The following is a 17,542-nucleotide window of genomic DNA, read 5'->3' as shown; positions in this document are numbered from 1 at the left end:
CAGTCCGGGTCGATGACGCGGATCAGCACCGCGTCGGCGATCGGGTCGAATGTGATGATGCAACTGCGGGGGGCTCGACGAGCCGAACGAGAATTGTCGGGCGGCGAGGAAGTCACCGAGGAGGTCGGTGTTGCCGCCGGTGACGGCGATCTCGCGCGCCCTCGCGACGACGTGGCTGACGAAGCAAGTGTGGAAGTCACCCGACAGGAACCAGACGTCGTCGATGCCCTCGGCGGCGATGAATTCGAGCAGCTCCTGGCGCTGGGCCGCCGAGTTGAGCACGACCTCGAAGTGACACGGGCTCGACTGCATCTCGCGGGGCGCCACCAGGAGCGGCCCGCCCTGGGCGAGGCGCATGCGTTTGCGACGACAGAAAAGATGTCCCAGAGGACATCTTTCCTACTGCCATGATTCAAACGACGGGGCCGGCAGCTCGACCAGCACCCGTCGCTCACGCGCTCACGCGCTCACGGGCAAGGCACGTAATCGGTGCTGATGGCGTTGACCACGCCGTTCGCGTAGACGTCGCAGCCCTCGCCCGCGTCGCTGAACGAGACGTGATCGAGCGTGACCTCGGCGTTCGTGGCGACGTAGAGCTGCCCGTAGTTGCCGGCGCCGCCGTGGGCGATCTCGGCGTACGTGAAGACGTTCTCCGGGCCGACCGAGCCGTCGTTGATGTCGATCTCGAGCCAGTCGCCCGGGGCGGGCGCCGGCTTGGCCGAACCGAGCCGCACGGGGTTGTCGGCGGTGCCGTCGAGGCGGAGGGCGCCGTTATTGTCGACGCTGAGCGTGGCGCCCTCGCCGAGGCGCAGGTCGACGCCGGGGTCGAGGACCAGCCGCGCGGAGCCGGCCTGGACGCCGACGCTGAAGCCGTTGGGGGCGAGGAAGGGCACGCCGAGGGCCTGCCAGGTGGCGTCGTGCGAGACAGCCTCGGCCTCGATGATGATGCCGTCGACGGGGTTGGGCCCGTAGGTGCCGGGCTGGAGCTGATCGACGGCGTCGGCGTCGATGCGCAGCGCGCCCGCGGCGTTGTCGACGATGGTGTTGCCGGTGAAGTCGCGCAGCTCGCCGTGGTTGGAGATGCCGACGTCGTCGCCGCTGCGGATCGTGCTGTTCGTGATGGCGATCGAGGCGCCCTCCTCGACCCACACCTGTCCGTAGTTGCCGCCGCCGCCGTGCTCGACGATGACGTACTCGAAGCGGTTGAACTCGTCGGCCGACGCGGCGTGGACGTCGATCTCGACCCAGTCACCCGGCGCCCCGGAGGTCTTGCTCGAGGTGATCGTGATCGGCTGCTCCGCCGTGCCGACCAGCGTCAGGCCGCCGTTGTTGCCGACCGTGAGCGTGGCGCCGTCGCCGAGCTTGATCACCGCGCCGGGCTCGACGGTGAGCTGGGCCGAGCCGGCCTCGGTCTCGACGCTGAAGCCCTGCGCCGCGACGTACGGGGCGTCGTGCGTCAGCCAGGTCTGGCTGGTACGCACGGCGCCGGACGTCACGTGGATGCCCTCGACGGCGTTCGGCGCGTAGGTGCCGGCGCCGAGCTGGCCGACGCCGTCGGGGGCGATCTTCAGGGCGCCGCTGGCGTTGTCCTGCAGGGTGTTGCCGACGAAATTGCGCAGCTCGGCGTCCTCGGCGACGACGAGGCCGAAGTCGCCCGAGTTGCGGATCGTGCAGTCGCTCAGCTCGATCGAGGCGCCGGTCTCGACCCACAGGGCGCCGTAGGAGCCGCCGCCGCCGTGCTCGATGACGACGTGACGGAGCACGTTCTCGGGGCCCGTCGAGTCGGCGTGGATGTCGATCTCGACCCAGTCGCCGGGCATGCCGCTCGACTTGGCGGAGGTGACGATGATCGGATCTTCGGCGGTGCCGACCCAGTGCACCGCGCCGCCGTCGGCGACCGCGATCGAGGCGCCGTCGGGGACCTTGATGACGCTGCACGGCTCGACGGTGAGGAGGCCGCCGACGTGGATACTGCCGCCCAGCACGTGCACGCCGGAGGGCCAGGTCTCGGTGCCGACGTCGCCGGCCTCGTGCTCGAACACCGGCGCGTCCGGCTCGTCGCGGCAGGCGGCGCCGGCCCCTCCGGTCGTCGGCGCGGTCGACTCGGTCGGCACGTCGGTACTACCGACAGTCTCGCCGCCACTCGTCGTACCGTCGGTGATCTCGCCGGTGCCCGTACTACCCGTAGTCTCGCCGCCGCCCGGAGGACAACCGGCGATGACGAATGTGAACAGCACCGAACAATAAGGATGTATCTGACGTCTCATGCGCCCGGATGGTGGACCACCGGCGCGAAGCGATGCAAGCTGCGCGCGAGGCGCTAGAGCGATCATTCGCGAGCGACAACGATCGCCGCTCTCAATATTGGCGATCGCTGTCGTGATTTACGATTGGCTCTCATGTCGCGCTTGCGATCGTCCTCCTCGCCCCCGCGCTTGCCGACTCCTTGCAGTGCGCGCCGGGCTGACGCCGCCCTGGGACGGCTCCCTCGACGAGTTCGCAACCGCACGCGACGCGCGAGCGCGGCCCCGACCGCGCGCGCGGGCCTCGCGACGTGCGTGACGGCCCCGCCGCGAGACGTCGGCGATCGAGACGTCGTGATGGATCGCAGGCCGCCCCGCGGTGCGGGATCCGCCCGCCTCGCCGACCCGCGCCGGAATTGCGCCTCGCGGGGCGAGGCCTCCGCGCTCAGTAGACCTTGAAGCTGTAGTCGAAGAACGCGTGCTTGAAGCTGCTGCCGGCCGGCACGTTCAGCTTCGCGTCGCGGAACAGCGCGATCATGCACGCCGCCGCGGGGTCGCCCGCGGGGCGGTCGACCGGCTTGATCTGGGTCAGGCGGCCGTCCTTCGTCAGCATGAACTTGAAGGTGATGCTGGTCTCGACCTCGACCCCGTTCTGGCGCCCGCACTGGGCCGCCGCCGGGCGGAAGGGCCGCAGCAGCTCGTCGATCTGCGCCTCGCCGACGGGGGTGACCTCGTTCGGGTCGTCGACGATGTCGTAATTGACCTGCTCTTTGATACCTGTCTCGGAGGGCCTGTTCATTCGGCCAGCCTTGAGCGCGGTCGGCCCGGGGTCCTGGGGGGCCGGCAGCGGGTCGGGCGGCGTGGTCGGCAGGGCGACCGGCGGTACCTGCTCGGGCTCGGGTTCGGGCTCGTCGGGGGCCGCCTCGAGCGGCGGGTCCAGCGTGGGCGCGGGCGGAGTGGTCTCGAGCACGCGCGGGTCGGTCTGGGCCGAGGGGGTCTGGTCGGCCGGGGCGATGGCCGCGGCCGGCGCTGCCACGGGCGCGGGGCCCGGCGGGGGCGCGCCGGTGACGTACTCGAGGCCGGGCGTGCCGGCCATGACCCAGGCGATGAGGCCCGCGGCGATCAGGGCCAGGACCACGGTGACGCCGACGCTGCTCTCTTTGACGGGCGCGGTGCCGCTGCGGGACGTGGCGGCCTGCGGTTGCTTGCGGATCGCGGAGATTTCGGCGCGGCCGACGCGGGTGTCGTCGAGCAGGGCGAGGCGCAGTTCCATGATGTTTTGATAGCGCTCCTCGGGGGCCTTGCTCAGGGCCTTGAGGATCACCCGCTCGACCACGCCGGGGATGTTGGCGTCGGGCGCGACGCGCCGCGGCGGGATCGGCGTGTCGAGCAGCTGCATCGCCAGCACCGTCGTCTGCTTGCCGCTCTTGAACGGACACGAGCCGGTCAGCAGCTCGTAGAGGAGGACGCCGACCCCGTAGATGTCGACCCGCGGGTCGGGCTTGGACCCGCGGATCAGCTCCGGCGCCATGTACTCGGGGGTCGAGAGCAGCACGCCGCCCGCGAGCAGGCCCTCGGGCAGATCGTCGTCGACGATGCGCGCGAGCCCGAAGTCGACCACCTTGACGAAGTCGTCGCTGGTGGCGTGGCGAATTCGGTAGACGTTGCTCGGCTTGAGGTCGCGGTGGATCACTCCTTGCGCGTGCGCCGCTTCGAGCGCGTCGCAGATGTGGAGAAACATCGGCAGCACGCGCGTCCACGGCAGCGGCCCGTGGCGGCTCAAGGTCTCGCGCAGGCTCTCGCCCTCGAGGTACTCCATCACGAGGTACGCAAGCCCGCCCTCGAGCCCGTAGTCGACCACGTCGCCGATGTGCGGCTGGTGCAGGCGCGAGGCGATGCGCGCCTCCTGGACGAACCGCCGCTGCACGACGTCGAGCGCCGCGCGGTTGAAGTTGGCGTTGCGCAGGACCTTGACCGCGAACCGCCGGTCGCCGCCGCCGGTCGCCCGCGCCTCGTACACGGCCGACAGGCCGCGCCCGCCGAGCGCGCGGACCAGGCGGTAGTTGCCGAGCACCTGGTCGAGCAGGTCGTCGGGGTCGTCGACTTCGACCTTGGCGTAGCCCTGGCCGCTGCGCGACGCCGGGTCCGCCTCCTGCGCGAGGCTGGGGATCTTGATCACCCCCGAGGATTCGCCGGGGGCCGGCTCGTGCGAGTTGGACGGGTCCATAAGGCGAGAGCGACGGACTGGAGCGCCAGCATAACCGAGGGGGGCGACGTGGATCGAATCCGCGGCCAGAACGCGGCGAGGTGGGCGTTATCGCACAACGCTTGCGGCGAAGAAAGCAGCTTGCTCCGGGACGCGATGCGAAGCTGTCCTTTGGGCCAGAAACTCGCGCGCGCGCGCGTCCGGATCCGTCACGATTCTTCGACCCTGCCGCGAGACGCGTGCGCACACCTACCGGGTTCGGACTCGGCTTGTAATCACGAGGTTCGTCACGCATCGTACTCGAGTCCGTGATGCTCCGGTCTCGCAGCGCCGCGTTGTCCCTGGTCTGCTCCGGCGCGCTGGCGCTCCTCTGCGCCCTCGCCCCGGCCCCGGCGAACGCCGCCCCGGTCGGCCCGCCGCCCAAGCTGCCCGACATCGGTCCGCCGCCGACGCTGCCCGACTTCGGCTCGCAGAACGTCCCGCCGACCAGCCCCGGCCCGAGCACGCCGCCCCCGACCACCGCCCCGACCCCCGTCAAACCCGCCCCGGGTCCGCCGGTGATGCGCCCGACGGTGCGGCCCTCGGCTCCGGCCCCGACCCCCGCGCCGACCCCGGCCCCGACGCCGCCGCCCGCGGCCATCCCGGCGCCGGAACCGATTCCCGAGGCACCTCCGCCGGCGAGCGCGCCTGCCACTCCACCCGCGGGCGCCGGTCCCGTGCCGACGCCGCCGGCGCCGACACAATCTGTCTCTTCAGCCAGCCCGCCGGGCGCCGACCCGGCGACGAAGGCCCCGATGATCGAGGGCGCCGACCCCGTCGCGCCGGAGAGCGCGGCGGCGAAGCCGGCCGAGCCGAAGTCACAGGAGGAGATCGAAGAAGAGGCGGCCCGGGCGCGGCGGAAGCAGCCGAAGAAGTGGCGCCACGCCGGCCTCATCGTCGAGCCGCGGTTCGGCACGCTGGGCTGCACGCGGCAGTTCTGCGCCAGCAGCGGCGGCCACCACGAGCGGCCCGGCGCGCTGCTCGGCGGCTTCATCGGCGGCAACTTGCTCGGCCTGCTCGACATCGGCATCGAGGCCCAGTGGGGCACGCTGCGGCCGGGCGACCTCAGCAACAGGAACGCCGTGACGCTCTACGGCATCGACCCGGCGCGCCTCGAGCAGGCGCTGTCGCAACGGCTCGGCAGCGAGGTCGACGTCGACTTCAACCAGCTGATCGTCAGCACCGCCAAGGCGCGAGCCGTCAGCGCCGGCCCGGCGCTGCGGATCCACTTCATCCGCAAGGGCCGCGGCATCGCGTACATCGGCGCCGGCATCCACTACCAGCTGTGGCGCAACCGCTACGAGACCGCCGGCGGCCCCACGCGCATGGACTTCCACGGCTTCTCGGCCCCGTTCCGCGTCGGCGGCGGCGCCTTCGTCCACCCGAACATCGCCGTCACCGGCGAGTTCGCCTACAACTACGCGTTCTACGTCATCACCGGGGTCAGTCACCCGGAGCTGTCCGGCGTGGCCCCGCTGACCCTCATCGAGGGCGCGGCGCTCGACGCCGGCGCCAACATCCGCAAGGGTCTGCCGCACTTCTGGTCGTTCGCGGTGAGCGTCCGCTTCCGCCTGGGTCTGTGAGCTCGCCTTCATCGTTCCGGCCCGCAGAGCCCTCGCTGGCCCACGAGATTCGGACCGCGCTCTCCGCGCAGCGCGGTCGTATTTGACGCTCGCGGGACCCCGCTCTAAAGTCCGCGGCGATGCTCCGCGGTCTCGTTCACCGTCTCGCCCCCCTCGGCTTCGCCTCCACGCTGGCTCTGTCGGCCCTCGCCGCGTGTGACGGCGCCAGCTCGGCCCCGCCGACCATCGAGGTCTCGAGCGAACAGCTCAAGCCGGGCGGCGTGTTCATCACCTACGTCAACGGCTGCGAGAAGGGCTGCGACCAGCTCGGCCGCGGCGACCTCGTGCTCGAGCTGAACGGCCAGCCGGTGTCGACGGCCAAGGACCTGCGCGTCAGCCAGATCGCAACCGGTCAGCCCGTCAAGCTCAAGGTGCAGAAGAAGGGCGGCCAGGTGATCGAGGTCGAGCTCGTCGCCACCCCGAGCGACAAGTTCGCGCCGATCAAGGAGGCCCCGCCGTTCTGGTCGGTCGGCGCCGCCGAGCTCGACAAGGCGCCGCAGTGGGCCCGCCGCAACCTGTTCGGCCACGCCAGCCTCATGGCGATGTTGATGAACATGGACGGCGGCGTCACCGACGGCCGCCAGATGGTCGGCAAGAAGCGCCTGATCCTGTTCTGGGACTGGGCGACCCGCGAGGAGCAGGCCCAGGCCGCCAACATGCTGCGCGTGCTGCAGATGGCCCGCGACGACCTGCAGAACTCCGGCGTGGACATCATGTTCACCCACGTCACCTTCCCCTCGAACAACCTCGGCGACGGCACCCCGCGCGTCCGCCCGATGAACGACACCGGCCTCCGCGAGTGGGAGAAGACCAACGGCCTGCCCGACAAGGGCCCGCTGCCGACCTACCGCTACCCCAACGCGACCGAGTACCAGGCCGCCCGCGAGCTCGGCCTCGAGGGCGCGACGACCTACCAGCAGTACCTGCGCCAGTCGCCCGCCATCGTCCTCCTCGACGAGGACGGCATCGTCCGCTGGCACTCCGAGGGCATCCAGTCCCCGCCCCCCGGCGACGAGCTGGCCGGCAAGGGCAAGGACGACCAGTGGACGATCATCCAGGCGATCGAGTTCTCCAAGAAAGAGCTGTGAGCCGCTAGCCTGGCGCTTTTGTTAAAAACAATGGCCCTTCGGACCTGTCCGAAGGGCCATTGTCGTTTCCGCACCGGATCGGCGGGCGGCCCGGCGCGACTTCATCCGAGCCCGAGCGCGCGCCGGAGCTCGGCCAGCTGCTCCCGCTGGCGCGCCGCCGCGGCGCGCGGTTGCAGGCGCAGCAGCACCCCGCGCGGCGCAGCGAGCTGCAGGTCGAGCAGCAGCGCTGCTCGCCGGCGCATCGGACCCGCGACCAACCCCTTTAAAAAGATCTCCGCCCGAATGCGCGGGCGGCCGTGCAAGTAGCGCTGGCCGTCCTCGTACTGGCCGCGCCGGCGCAGCCACCACTGCATCGTCGGCAGCGGATCGGGCCGCGGCAGGTCGTCCTCGGGCGTGTGCTCGAGCGACTCGTCCTCGACCGCGAGCGTCAATCCCTCGTCGTCGAGCGCGACGCCGGTGAGCGCCTGCATCATCTCGCCGACGAGCGGCCCGGCCGTGGCGTCGTCGAGCCACTCGAGGCAGGCGTCGACCCACTCGGGCGCGCCGACGTGGCCGAGCGCGTGGATGGCGGCCGGCCGGCGCGACGGGTCGGCCAGCAACGCCGCGACGGCGGCGTGGTCGCCGGTCTGACCGCGCAGGGCCAGCAGGAGCAGCGCCAGGTCGCCGTCGGGCTCCTCGGCGCGGGCGCGGACCCGCGTCCACGTCGGCGCCGGCGCGAGCACCAGGCCGGCGGCGATCGCCGCGTCGACGACCCCCGGATCGTCGTCGGCGAGTCCGGCGTGGATCGCCCGCACGTGCGCCGCGCCGCTGGCCTCGCCCGCGAGCGCGCGCAGGCCGAGGCTGCGCAGCGACGGATCGTCGCTGGCCAGCAGGACCGACAGCGCCTCGCTCACCGACTCGTCGCGGAGCAGCAGCGCCTCCGCGGCCGCGGCGACGATCGCCTCGTCGACGTCCGCCAGGCACGCCTGAAGCCGCGGCACGAGGTCGGCGCGGTCGCTGCACGCGAATGCACGCACCAGCGCCGGGCGCTGCTCGGGCAGGTCCTGCAGCACCGTGAACAACGTGTCGAGCGCCGATTCGAGCGGCCCGAGCAACAGCGCCGACGCGGCCGCGCTCACCCGCGTCGACTCATCGGACTCGAGCGCCGGTACCAACAATCGCTCGGCCGCCGCCGCGCCGCCGATCACCAGCCCGTCGAGGTGGGCGTGGAGGCGCGGCTCGACGATCGTCTCGACCTCCTCGAGCGTGTAGTTCGGGGCGACCAGGCTCTGCTCCCACTGGCCCCACAGGAACTCCGCCTCGTCGAGGTGCTCCTCGAGCACGTCCCACAGCGGCTCGTCCGCGTCCAGCATGAGCATCAATTGATCTGCACCGAACCGCCCTTGATGCGGTTCGTGCCCTTCGCGCGGGTCTCGACGTAGGCGCCGCGGATCACCAGCTTGCCGTCCTTCTTGAGCGAGATGCTGGCCTCGCCGCAGCGCAGCTCGACCTCCTCGGTGCCGGTGAGGACCACGCGCTTGCCGTCGACGCGGGCCTCGCGGGCCGAGCCGGGCGCCTGCACCAGGCCGACGATCAGCGGGCGCGCCGGGTCGCCGCCCTCGAACATCAGCGCGGCCGGCTGGCGGGTCGAGACCGCGAGCTCGAGCGCGCGCGCGTCGAGCTCGACGAGCAGGCGCGCGGGCACCGGGCCGGCGGCGTTGCCGGGGAAATCGACGAGCAGCGGCTCGGCGCCGGTGAGCCAGCCGAGGATCGCCGCCGGCAACGCGGGCGCCGGGGCCTGGGGGGCGAGCGGGACGACGCGGGATGTGGAGCGACGCGCGGCCATGGCTGTACCTCGATGACGTGGGGAGGGATCTGGCCCGGAGGGCCGTGGGGTCAGTTCAGCTTGATCTTCGAGCCCTTGACGACGACCTCGCCGCTGGCCTTGACGCTGAGCTTCTTGGCCGAGATCGTGATGTCGCCGTTCTTCTTGACGACGATCGTCGCGTTGCCGCACTGGATCGACAGCTGATCGGCGGCGACGATGCCGGCCTTCTTGCCGGACGCGACGTTGAGGTTCTCGCCGGCGGTGATGTTGACGTGCTTGCCGGCGCTGAGGGCGATGTTCTTGCCGGCGCTCTCGGTGATGTTGTCGCCCGCGCTGACGCTCTTGGCCCCGCCGACGCTCTCGGAGCTGCTCTGGCCGACGCTGAGCGAGTGCGCGAGCCCGACGGTCACGCCCTTGGCGAGCCCGACGTTCTCCATCATCGCCCCGCCGACGGTGACCGAGTACGCCGCCCCGACCGCCAGCGTACTGGCCGCGCCGACGGTCTCGGTCTTGGCGACGCCGATCGACTCGGTCTGGTTCATCGCCACGGTGAAGGTCGCGCTGGCGCCGACGGTCTCGGTGAGGTTCGCGCCGACGTCGATCGCCATGTTGGCGCCGATCTGCTCGACGTGCATCTTGCCGACCGAGATCGATCGGTCGTTGCCGACCGCGATCTTCTCGTCGTGACCGATCTGGACCGTGCTGTCGTGGCCGACGGTGCGCGACTCGTCGTTGCCGACCGACTGCGACTTGTCGTGCTCGATGACGATGTTCCAGTCCTTCTGGCCGTGGAGGAAGATCTCCTCGCTGCCCTTGGCGTCCTCGAAGCGCAGCTCGTTGGAGCCGCCGCCGCCGGGGCTCGATTCGGACTTGATCGTGCTCTTCGTCTTGTGGTCGGGCAGCGGATACGGCGGCGTGTTGACGCCGGTGTAGATCCGCCCGGTGATGATCGGACGATCGGGGTCGCCCTCGATGAAGTCGACGATCACCTCGTGGCCGACGCGCGGCAGGAACATCGCGCCGAAGCCGTTGCCGGCCCACATCTGGCTGACGCGGACCCAGCACGAGCTGCCGTCGTCGAACGCGCCGCGGCGGTCCCAGTGGAACTGCACCTTCACGCGCCCGTGCTCGTCGGTGTGGATCTCCTCGCTGCCCGGGCCGACCACCGTCGCGGTCTGCACCCCGCGCACCGTCGGCTTCGGGGTCAGCCGCGGCGCGCGGTACGGCAATTCGGCGGCCGTGCACTCGAAGTGATTGGTATAGGAGAACTCGCCGTGGGCGCCCTCGTCGAGCACCTGCGTCTGCTCGCCGCGGTGATCGACGCGCAGCAGGCGGTACTCGCCGGCGAGGTGCGGCCGCGACTCGTCCTCGACGTGGAAGAAATAGCCGGGGGTGAGGCGCGGGCTGTCGCTGTCGCCGGCGCCGACGCGCCGCGTCGCCTGCAGCGCCTCGAGGCGCAGCCGGGCCTGGCGCCCCGCCGTCTCGGGCCCGCCGCGGCCGCCGACCTGGAAGCCGCCGGGGTAGTCGTAGAGCTCGCGCGCGTCGCCCTGGCCCTCGCCGCTCTCGACGCCCTCCTCCGGGCGGTGGAGGTTGCGGTCGCGCAGCGAGACGCGCTGCGGGCGGATGCTCTCGCCGACGGTGAAGTTCAGCAGCCGCTCCCGCTCGCGCGCGGCGGCGAAGCCGAGCCGCGGGTCCTCGGCGATCGGGCTGCCGCCGTCGGCCTGGTCGGTGATCACGAGGACGTGTCTGTCCTCGTGGTGCTCGAAGAAGTAATAGATGCCGTCGGCCTCCATCAATCGCTGGATGAAGTCGAGGTCGCTCTCGCGGTATTGCACGCAGTAGTCGCGCGGGGCGTAGCTCCCGTGCAGCTGCAAGCGGACGTGCGCGCGCGGGACCCCGGCGGCCTCGAGCACCTTGGCGACGATCTCCGGGGTCGTCTGGCCCTGGAAGATCCGGCTGGACTGGCGCTGCTGCAGCGTCCAGATCGCCGGCACCAGCGTGACCTCGTGCAGGGTGTAGCTCGACGACTCACCGATGTAGCGGGCGTCGCAGACCAGGCCGTGGACGTGGCGCGGCGCCTCGCGCCCGTGGATCGTCAACGCCGCGGCCTGGCCGACGAGGTCGGCCAGCGGAATGGTGACAGACGCGAGCTCGAGGCGGAACGAAAACAGCGAGGAGACCAGCTCCTCGCCGGTGAAACGGACCACTCGCAGCTCCTCGGCGCAGCCGTCGACCGCGAATGTGAACATCGATCGATTGCCCAGCAGGGCGATGTTGCCACTCTCGGTCATGCGCGTGCGAACGAAGGGAAAAAGCTACTACAGGCGCACCAATCCGACAAGGCTGGGGCCACGCGCGACGAAATCGCGCGATTGGCGAGAGCGCGACTTCGGCCGCGCCAATGGGTTGATCGCGCGGAGAGATCCATGGATGCTCCCCGGACGTGACGGGCACCGGCGAGGCCAGAGCGAAGGTCGGAGACGTGCTCGCGCAGCGCTGGGAGCTGCGCGAGGTCCTCGGCGCCGGCCCGCTCGGCCGCGTCTTCCTCGCCTGGGACCGCGAGCGCCGCCAGACCTGCGCGCTCAAGCTGTTCGACGGCGCCGTGCCCCCGCCCGAGGCGTTCCGCCGCTACGGCGAGGCGCTCCGCGCCGCCGCGGGCGTGGCTCACCCCGCGCTCGTGTCGCTCCAGGCGCCGGTCGTGGCCGGCGGGCCGCGATTCGTCGTCGGCGAGGCGTTGAAGGGCGTCGACCTCGAGGGCCTGCGCTCCCGCGAGGGCCCCGTGGCGTGGTCGCGGGCCGCCGAGATCGCGGGCGCCTGCGCGGACGCGCTCGCGGCCGTTCACGAGGCCACTGGGCTCGCGCATCGCGCGCTCAAACCAGGGAATGTGTGGATCACCGAGGCCTCGCAGGTGCGGCTCCTGGACTTCGGAATCGCCGAGCTCGCGCTCACCCCGGCCGCGCCGCGGGCCGGCGGCGTATTCGTCGAATACCGCGCGCCCGAGCAGATCGAGGGCGGCCCCGGCGACGCCCGCTCCGACGTGTTCACGCTCGCGGTATTGCTATTCGAGCTGATCGCCGGAGTGCCCCCATTCAGCGGACCGTCGGCGTTCAAGGCGGCCCACCGCACGCTGCAATCGCCGCCGGAGCTGACGGCCGAGGGCGTGCCGGCGCCGGCGCGGCCGCTGCTGGCCCGCGCGCTGGCGCGGCGGCCCGAGGAGCGGTTCGCGGGCGCGCGCGAGTTCCTGCGCGCATTGACGGTGGTGCGGCAATCGGTCGGCGCGATCACGCCGCGCGCGGCCGCTGCGAAGAGCGAGCCCGTCGCCGACGAGGCGACCGTCCCGCCGCCCGTCCCCGATTCGACGACCCAGATCCGGATCCCCGTGGCGCGCCCCCGGCCGCCGACTGCAGCGCCCCCGCGCGGCCCGGACAGCGCCTCGTCGTTCGCGGCACCGCTCGCGCCGAACACCGCCGAGGCGCCCCCCGCGGGCGAGCCTGCCCTGCTCGGGCACGGGATCGACCCGCCCGTCGCGACGGGACCGGCGACGGCGAAGCCGGCCCCGCTCGAGCCGCTGCCCGACGCACCCGCGCAGGCGATCGGGCCGCCGCGCGTCGAGCCCGAGGCGAGCACCGAGCGGGACGTCCGACGCCCTGCCGCGCCCGAGGCGACGCTGGCGCTGCCCCGATTCGACGCGGCCCCGCGACGCCCCGAAACTTTCGACGAGGACGCGGCGACGACCGCCCTTCCCGTACTGGCGCCGCGCAGCGGCTCTGCAGCGCCTGTCCTTCCAGACAGGCCGAGGCAAGCCGACGCCGACGAGAGGACGGTGGCGATGCCGGAGCGCCGACCGCGTGCGGACGAAGCCGCCGTCGCCGATGGCGACTTTTTTAAGAGAAATCATGACATGTCCGCGAGGCCAGGCGCCCGGGCCGTCGAATCGACGGTCGTCCTGGCGGACGCGACCCACGTCGACCGCGCGGCGCCCCGCCTCGACCAGGCGACGCTCGCGATGTCCGGCGTCCACCCGGCGCACGGCCGGCCCGGCCCCGGCGAATCGACGGCAGGCCTTCCTGGCCTGATGGACATGCCCCAAGGGGCACGTCAACCGCAGGCGCCGCCGGAGGAGGCGAGCTTGGTCTCGCCGCGCGGACTGATCGCCGTCAACGTCGTCCTCGGGGCGCTGATCCTCGCCGCGCTCGTCGTCTTGCTGGCCCGCTGAGCGGCGGCGCCTTCACTCCGCGGGGTCGGCGGCGGGCGGCGCGGGCGGCGGGCTCTGGCCGCGGCGGAGCGGGTGCTCGAGGATCGGCAGGCGCTCGTGCTCGCTGCGCTCGACGAGCAGCTCGAGGCCGTCGAGCAGCAGGTCGGGCGAGCTCACGCTGACGTCGACGGTGTTGCTGAGGATCCCGTCCATCCCGGTCTCGGCGGCGAAGCCACCGCTGGCGCCGGGGGCGATCCGCAGCGGCAGGGCCGGGGCGCTCTGGCCGACGGCGCGGATCCGCCGGAGCACGCGCATCGACACCGGGGCCAGCAAGGCGCCGCGCACCAGCGTCTTCTTGCCCGACGCGTCGAGGCGGTAGATCTTGGCCGGCAGCGGCAGCCCGACCTTGCGACCGGTGCTGAAGCTGGTCGCGCCCTCGCGGGCGACCGGGCCGAGGATGTTGCCGTCGCGCAGCGACTCGACGATGTACGCGTACTCGTAGCCGTCCTCGCGCGCGCGGCGGAGCAGCTCCTTCTCGAGCGCCTTGCGCGGCGAGCCGCGCTTCTTGGAATGAAGGGTCAGGTTGGAGATCGTCGCGCCCCACGCCAGGCCGGGGCTCAGGCGGGCGCGGCCGTTGCTCTCCTTGCGGTGCGTGTTGGGCGTGCGCGTCATCAGCAGGTCCTGCAGCACGCCGTTCTTCACCAGGGTGAGCGGCTTGGGGACGAAGCCCTGGGCGTCGACGGCGACGCGGCCGAAGCCCTCGCGCGGGTCGTCCTCGAGGTCGAGGAACGCGGGCAGGACCGACTTGCCGAGGCTGTCTTGCCAGTGCGGCTCGAACTCGCGGACGCGGCCGTTCTCGCCGAGCGGGGCCGGGGCGCCGCCGGTGTGCACCGCGATCGTCGAGGCCAGCAGCTGCGCCGAGGCCGGCCCGGCGAACAGGATCGGGCCGTCGTAGTCGTCGTCGAGCATCGGCGCCTCGGCCATCTGCGTCAGCTCGGTCAGCACGCCGTCGACCAGCTGCTCGCCGCGCTTGCGCAGCTCCTCCGTGGCGCGCGGCAGCTCTTGCAGGTGGATCGCCGCCCCGTGGTCGAGGTGCATGCCGTCGAGCGCGCGCGTGTCGGCCATCACCGCCAGCACCGCGCGGTCGCGCTGCTCGTGCAGGACCACCCCCTCGCTGGTGATCGTCGTGACGTGGCTGCGCAGCACCTGCACGAACACGTCGCCGTTGTCGATCGCCGGGTGGTCGGCGAACCGCTTGCTGAGCGCGCGCACCAGCTCGCGCAGGCCCTCCCGGTCGAGCGCGTCGGTCGGCTTCGCCGGCACCGGCTGGCGCACGATCGGCTCCGGCTTGCCGCTGAAGTCGGGCGGCAGCGGCTCGCCGGCGAGGCGGGCCAGGATCGGCAGCTTCTGCGCGTAGGTGCCGGTGGCCCGGCGGAACGCCTGGTCGAGCGCGAGCCACAGCTTGTGCCGGGTCAGCTCCGCAGATGGCCCGAGGGACAGGTTGAAGCGGGGCCACGCGCCGTCCTGGCCGAACACGCCGGTCTGGTCGCGCTCGGGCGTGCCGACGCGGATGTCGACGCCGGCCGCCGCCTGGTCCTCGTGGACGTCGGTGATGATGCCGCCGAAGCTGCCGTCGATGCTGAGCACCTCGGCGCGCACGACGTAGACCGTGGCGTGGTAGGGCGCCGGCGAGTCGGGCAGGCGCAGGCCGGCGAGGCCGCGGGCGATCTCCTGCTCGACCGCCGCGATCTCGCTCTCGGCCGCCTCCGCGCCGGGGCTCGCGGGCGCGGCGGGCGGCGGCGCGGGGGTCGCGGGCGGCGCGGCGGCCGGGGCCGCCGGGGCGAGCAGGAGCGCGAGCAGGGCGGCCTTCACGGCGATCTCCTCCGGGATGGCGCGAGGGACATGTCCTTCGCAGCAGGCTCCGCCCCGCGCGCGCCGGGGCCCATCACCGCGGCCTCCGTCGAGCTGGCGTCAAGGGCATGTCCTTCGCGCCAGGATTGGACGAGATCGCCTTCGGCTTGGCGGCCGCGGGCGCCGGGGTCTTCGCCTCGGGCTTGGCGTGCGGCGGCGGCGGCAGCAGCGGCGGCTTGCCGCGCTCGTGGGTGGCGCGCTCGATCTCGAGGTTGCGCAGCAGCAGCGACGGGCTGACGGCCGACACCGGGACCTCGCCGGACTCGGCGACGCACATGCCGTTGAAGATGCCGGGGGAGTCGCCGGTGGCGACGATCGTCTCGAAGGCGGCGATCGGGGTGCCGACGATGTCGACGCCGCGGACCAGCTCGTCGGGGCGGCCGTCGGGCCACACGCGGTAGACCAGCAGCGGCATGACCTTGAACGCCTGCGGGCCGGAGCGGTCGGTGATGGTGTAGCCGCCCTGGATGTCGGAGAACCACAGGCCGTAGGGCTTGTTCTGGCGCTTGACCTCGTCGATGAGCGCGCGCCGCAGCTCGCGGTCGGGGATGGTCTTGCGGCTGGTGACGATGAGGTTGCCCTGGCGGGCCACGGCCTGGTTGCCGCGCTCGCGCCGGCCGTGGCCGTTGCTCTTGGTGAACGGCAGCACCGGCGAGCGGCCGAGGAGGAACGCGCGCAGCTTGCCGCGCTCGACCAGGACCACGCGCTCGGCCGGCACGCCCTCGTCGTCGACGTGGTAGTGGCCGGACAGCGGGACCCCGCCGAGGGTCTCGGCGGTGGGGTCGTCGACCATGTCCAAAAAGACAGGTAGCACCCGCTTGCCGATCATGTTGGCGAAGGTCTGGCCCTCGAAGTCGTCCTTCTGGCGGTGGCCCTCTAGGCGGTGGCCGAAGATCTCGTGGAAGAACACCCCGGCGGCGCGGCCGGCGAGCACCGCGGGTCCGGCGTAGGGCTCGGCCAGCGGGGCCACGCGCAGGGCCAGCAGCTCCTCGCGCAGGCGCTTGGCGGTGGCCATCAGCACGGCCTGGGCCGGCAGCTGCTCGGGGTCCCGGGCCTCGAAGCTCTCGAAGCGGTCGAGCGTCATGCCGTCGTCGGCCTGGGTCCTGGCCTGCAGCATCAGGCGCAGGCGCACCTGCGAGCCCTGGATCCGGGTGTTCTCGCTGTTGACGTAGGCCCGGTTGTCGACCCACGCGAGGAACACGACCTGGCTCTCGAGCACGTGCGGGTCGGCGGCCAGCGCGGCCGAGACCTCGCGCAGGCGCGGCTCCCACTGCTTCGACAGCGCCGCGAGGTCGAGCGCGACCGGCGGCTCGGCGTGGATGTTCGGCTTCTCCTCGCTGAAGTCGGGCGACGGCGGCTTGTCCTCGGCCTGGCTCTTCAGCTGCTCGGCGCTCTCGGCCTCGCTGAAGGCCGCGAGCGCGTCCTTGTACTGCTGCTCGGTGTACTGCCACAGCGCCTGCGACAGCGCGAGCGGGTCGTTCTGCACCGACACGAACATCCCGCTGCCGAGGCCGTTGCCCGGCCCGTAGTTGGCGTCGCCCGGGTGGCTGTTGTCGAGCTGGCGCGAACCGACGCGCACGTCGACGTCGACCGTCCGGTCGGTGTCGGTCCGGTTGCGCACGATCTGCCCGTCCTGCGCCTCGAGCCACAGGTGGTCGCGCGCCACCAGGTCGTAGGCCAGGAAGTAGGCCGGCACCTCGGCGTCGTCGCCCTGCAGCTGGGCCAGGTTCTTGAGTGTCTCTTGGGCCAGGAAATCAAGGACAGGTTCAGGCAGGCCGACCGGCGCGCGCGTGCGGGTGATCGCGTGCTCGCGCGCCGCGCCGCTGTTGGCGTCGCCCCACACGTCGCTGGCCGGCGACGTGGTGGTCTGCCGCGGCGGGCAGGCCGTCAGCAGCAGGCCCGCGACCAGCGCCGTCAGGCCGCGCGGACGCCGGCGAGCGCGAGGACCCGGATGATCCGGTGGTGCAGCGCCCGCCTGCGCGCGGAGGTGCGCCGGGGTCGCCGCTGGTCTGGCCGACATCCGCCGCATCATAGCCGACATCGGTCAGCGCCGCGGGAGCTCGATCCGCGGCTTCTTCGGATCGTCGCGCGAACGGCGGCGGTAGAGCACGATCACGCGGCCGATCACCTGGACGGCGGCGGAGCCGGTCTGCTCGGCGAGCTGTTCGGCCGCCTCGCCTCGCTCGCCTTCGAAGTTCTGGCCGAGCTTGACCTTGATGAGCTCGTGGTCTTCGAGGGCGATGCTCGCGGCGCGCACGACTTCGGGGGAGATCCCCTCGACGCCGACCTGCACCACGGGGGCGAGGTGATGGGCGAGCGACTTGAGGAAGGCGCGGCTATGGGCGCCGAGGACAGGGCGGTTCACGCCGGGGAGTGTACCCGGCGCGGGCGGCCGCGGCCGTTCGGCCTGCCCCGCGCTCCGGCGCGGTCG

Annotated in this window: 12 protein-coding genes; 4 read left to right on the top strand and 8 right to left on the bottom strand. The window is 72.3% G+C overall.

Annotated features, from left to right (window positions below; translation table 11 throughout):
* The first annotated feature begins 12 nt into the window (after positions 1 to 12).
* Positions 13 to 411, top strand: coding sequence for a hypothetical protein (locus tag K7C98_RS01565; RefSeq protein ID WP_224189690.1), 399 nt, complete (start codon positions 13 to 15; stop codon positions 409 to 411).
* 56 nt (positions 412 to 467) lie between these two features.
* Here K7C98_RS01565 and K7C98_RS01560 read toward each other — a convergent pair whose 3' ends face one another.
* Together K7C98_RS01560 and K7C98_RS01555 are read right to left on the bottom strand one after the other, a co-directional pair.
* On the bottom strand, positions 468 to 2,267 hold the full coding sequence (locus K7C98_RS01560) for a hypothetical protein (RefSeq protein ID WP_224189689.1): 1,800 nt from the start codon (positions 2,265 to 2,267) through the stop codon (positions 468 to 470).
* A gap of 421 nt (positions 2,268 to 2,688) precedes the next feature.
* Positions 2,689 to 4,470: a serine/threonine protein kinase gene (locus K7C98_RS01555; RefSeq protein ID WP_224189688.1), complete on the bottom strand. Its 1,782-nt coding sequence runs from the start codon at positions 4,468 to 4,470 to the stop codon at positions 2,689 to 2,691.
* Positions 4,471 to 4,760: 290 nt separating this feature from the next.
* Between K7C98_RS01555 and K7C98_RS01550 the strand changes: the two genes are divergently transcribed.
* Positions 4,761 to 6,071: a hypothetical protein gene (locus tag K7C98_RS01550; RefSeq protein WP_224189687.1), complete on the top strand. Its 1,311-nt coding sequence runs from the start codon at positions 4,761 to 4,763 to the stop codon at positions 6,069 to 6,071.
* A gap of 119 nt (positions 6,072 to 6,190) precedes the next feature.
* Positions 6,191 to 7,198: a PDZ domain-containing protein gene (locus K7C98_RS01545; protein ID WP_224189686.1), complete on the top strand. Its 1,008-nt coding sequence runs from the start codon at positions 6,191 to 6,193 to the stop codon at positions 7,196 to 7,198.
* 101 nt (positions 7,199 to 7,299) lie between these two features.
* On the opposite strand, the gene K7C98_RS01540 is transcribed toward K7C98_RS01545, so the two are convergent.
* Genes K7C98_RS01540 through K7C98_RS01530 form a run of 3 tightly spaced genes read right to left on the bottom strand, consistent with a single transcriptional unit; the run spans position 7,300 to position 11,296 of the window.
* Complete coding sequence (locus K7C98_RS01540; RefSeq protein ID WP_224189685.1) at positions 7,300 to 8,550, bottom strand: hypothetical protein; 1,251 nt, start codon at positions 8,548 to 8,550, stop codon at positions 7,300 to 7,302.
* Between the two features lie 5 nt (positions 8,551 to 8,555).
* Positions 8,556 to 9,023, bottom strand: a complete 468-nt coding sequence (locus K7C98_RS01535) for a DUF6484 domain-containing protein (RefSeq protein ID WP_224189684.1) — start codon at positions 9,021 to 9,023, stop codon at positions 8,556 to 8,558.
* Positions 9,024 to 9,073: 50 nt separating this feature from the next.
* Complete coding sequence (locus K7C98_RS01530) at positions 9,074 to 11,296, bottom strand: type VI secretion system Vgr family protein (RefSeq protein WP_224189683.1); 2,223 nt, start codon at positions 11,294 to 11,296, stop codon at positions 9,074 to 9,076.
* A gap of 152 nt (positions 11,297 to 11,448) precedes the next feature.
* On the opposite strand from K7C98_RS01530, the gene K7C98_RS01525 reads away from it, so the two are divergent.
* Positions 11,449 to 13,221: a serine/threonine protein kinase gene (locus tag K7C98_RS01525; protein ID WP_224189682.1), complete on the top strand. Its 1,773-nt coding sequence runs from the start codon at positions 11,449 to 11,451 to the stop codon at positions 13,219 to 13,221.
* Between the two features lie 12 nt (positions 13,222 to 13,233).
* On the opposite strand, the gene K7C98_RS44555 is transcribed toward K7C98_RS01525, so the two are convergent.
* The 3 genes from K7C98_RS44555 to yhbY all read right to left on the bottom strand — a co-directional run bounded on the left by K7C98_RS44555 (position 13,234) and on the right by yhbY (position 17,476).
* Positions 13,234 to 15,072, bottom strand: a complete 1,839-nt coding sequence (locus K7C98_RS44555) for a metallopeptidase TldD-related protein (protein WP_224189681.1) — start codon at positions 15,070 to 15,072, stop codon at positions 13,234 to 13,236.
* 73 nt (positions 15,073 to 15,145) lie between these two features.
* Entirely contained in the window at positions 15,146 to 17,131 is a 1,986-nt protein-coding gene (locus K7C98_RS01515) for a TldD/PmbA family protein (RefSeq protein WP_224189680.1), read from the bottom strand.
* A 24-nt stretch (positions 17,132 to 17,155) separates the two neighbouring features.
* Positions 17,156 to 17,476 (bottom strand): ribosome assembly RNA-binding protein YhbY, encoded by a 321-nt coding sequence (gene yhbY, locus K7C98_RS44550; protein WP_224189679.1) that lies wholly within the window; start codon positions 17,474 to 17,476, stop codon positions 17,156 to 17,158.
* Positions 17,477 to 17,542: the final 66 nt, after the last annotated feature.

Origin of the sequence: Nannocystis pusilla, assembly GCF_020073745.1 — a bacterium.
GTDB lineage: Bacteria > Myxococcota_A > Polyangia > Nannocystales > Nannocystaceae > Nannocystis > Nannocystis radixulma.
The sequence above is the reverse complement of the archived record's forward strand: the minus strand, read 5'-3'. Positions and strand labels throughout refer to the sequence as shown.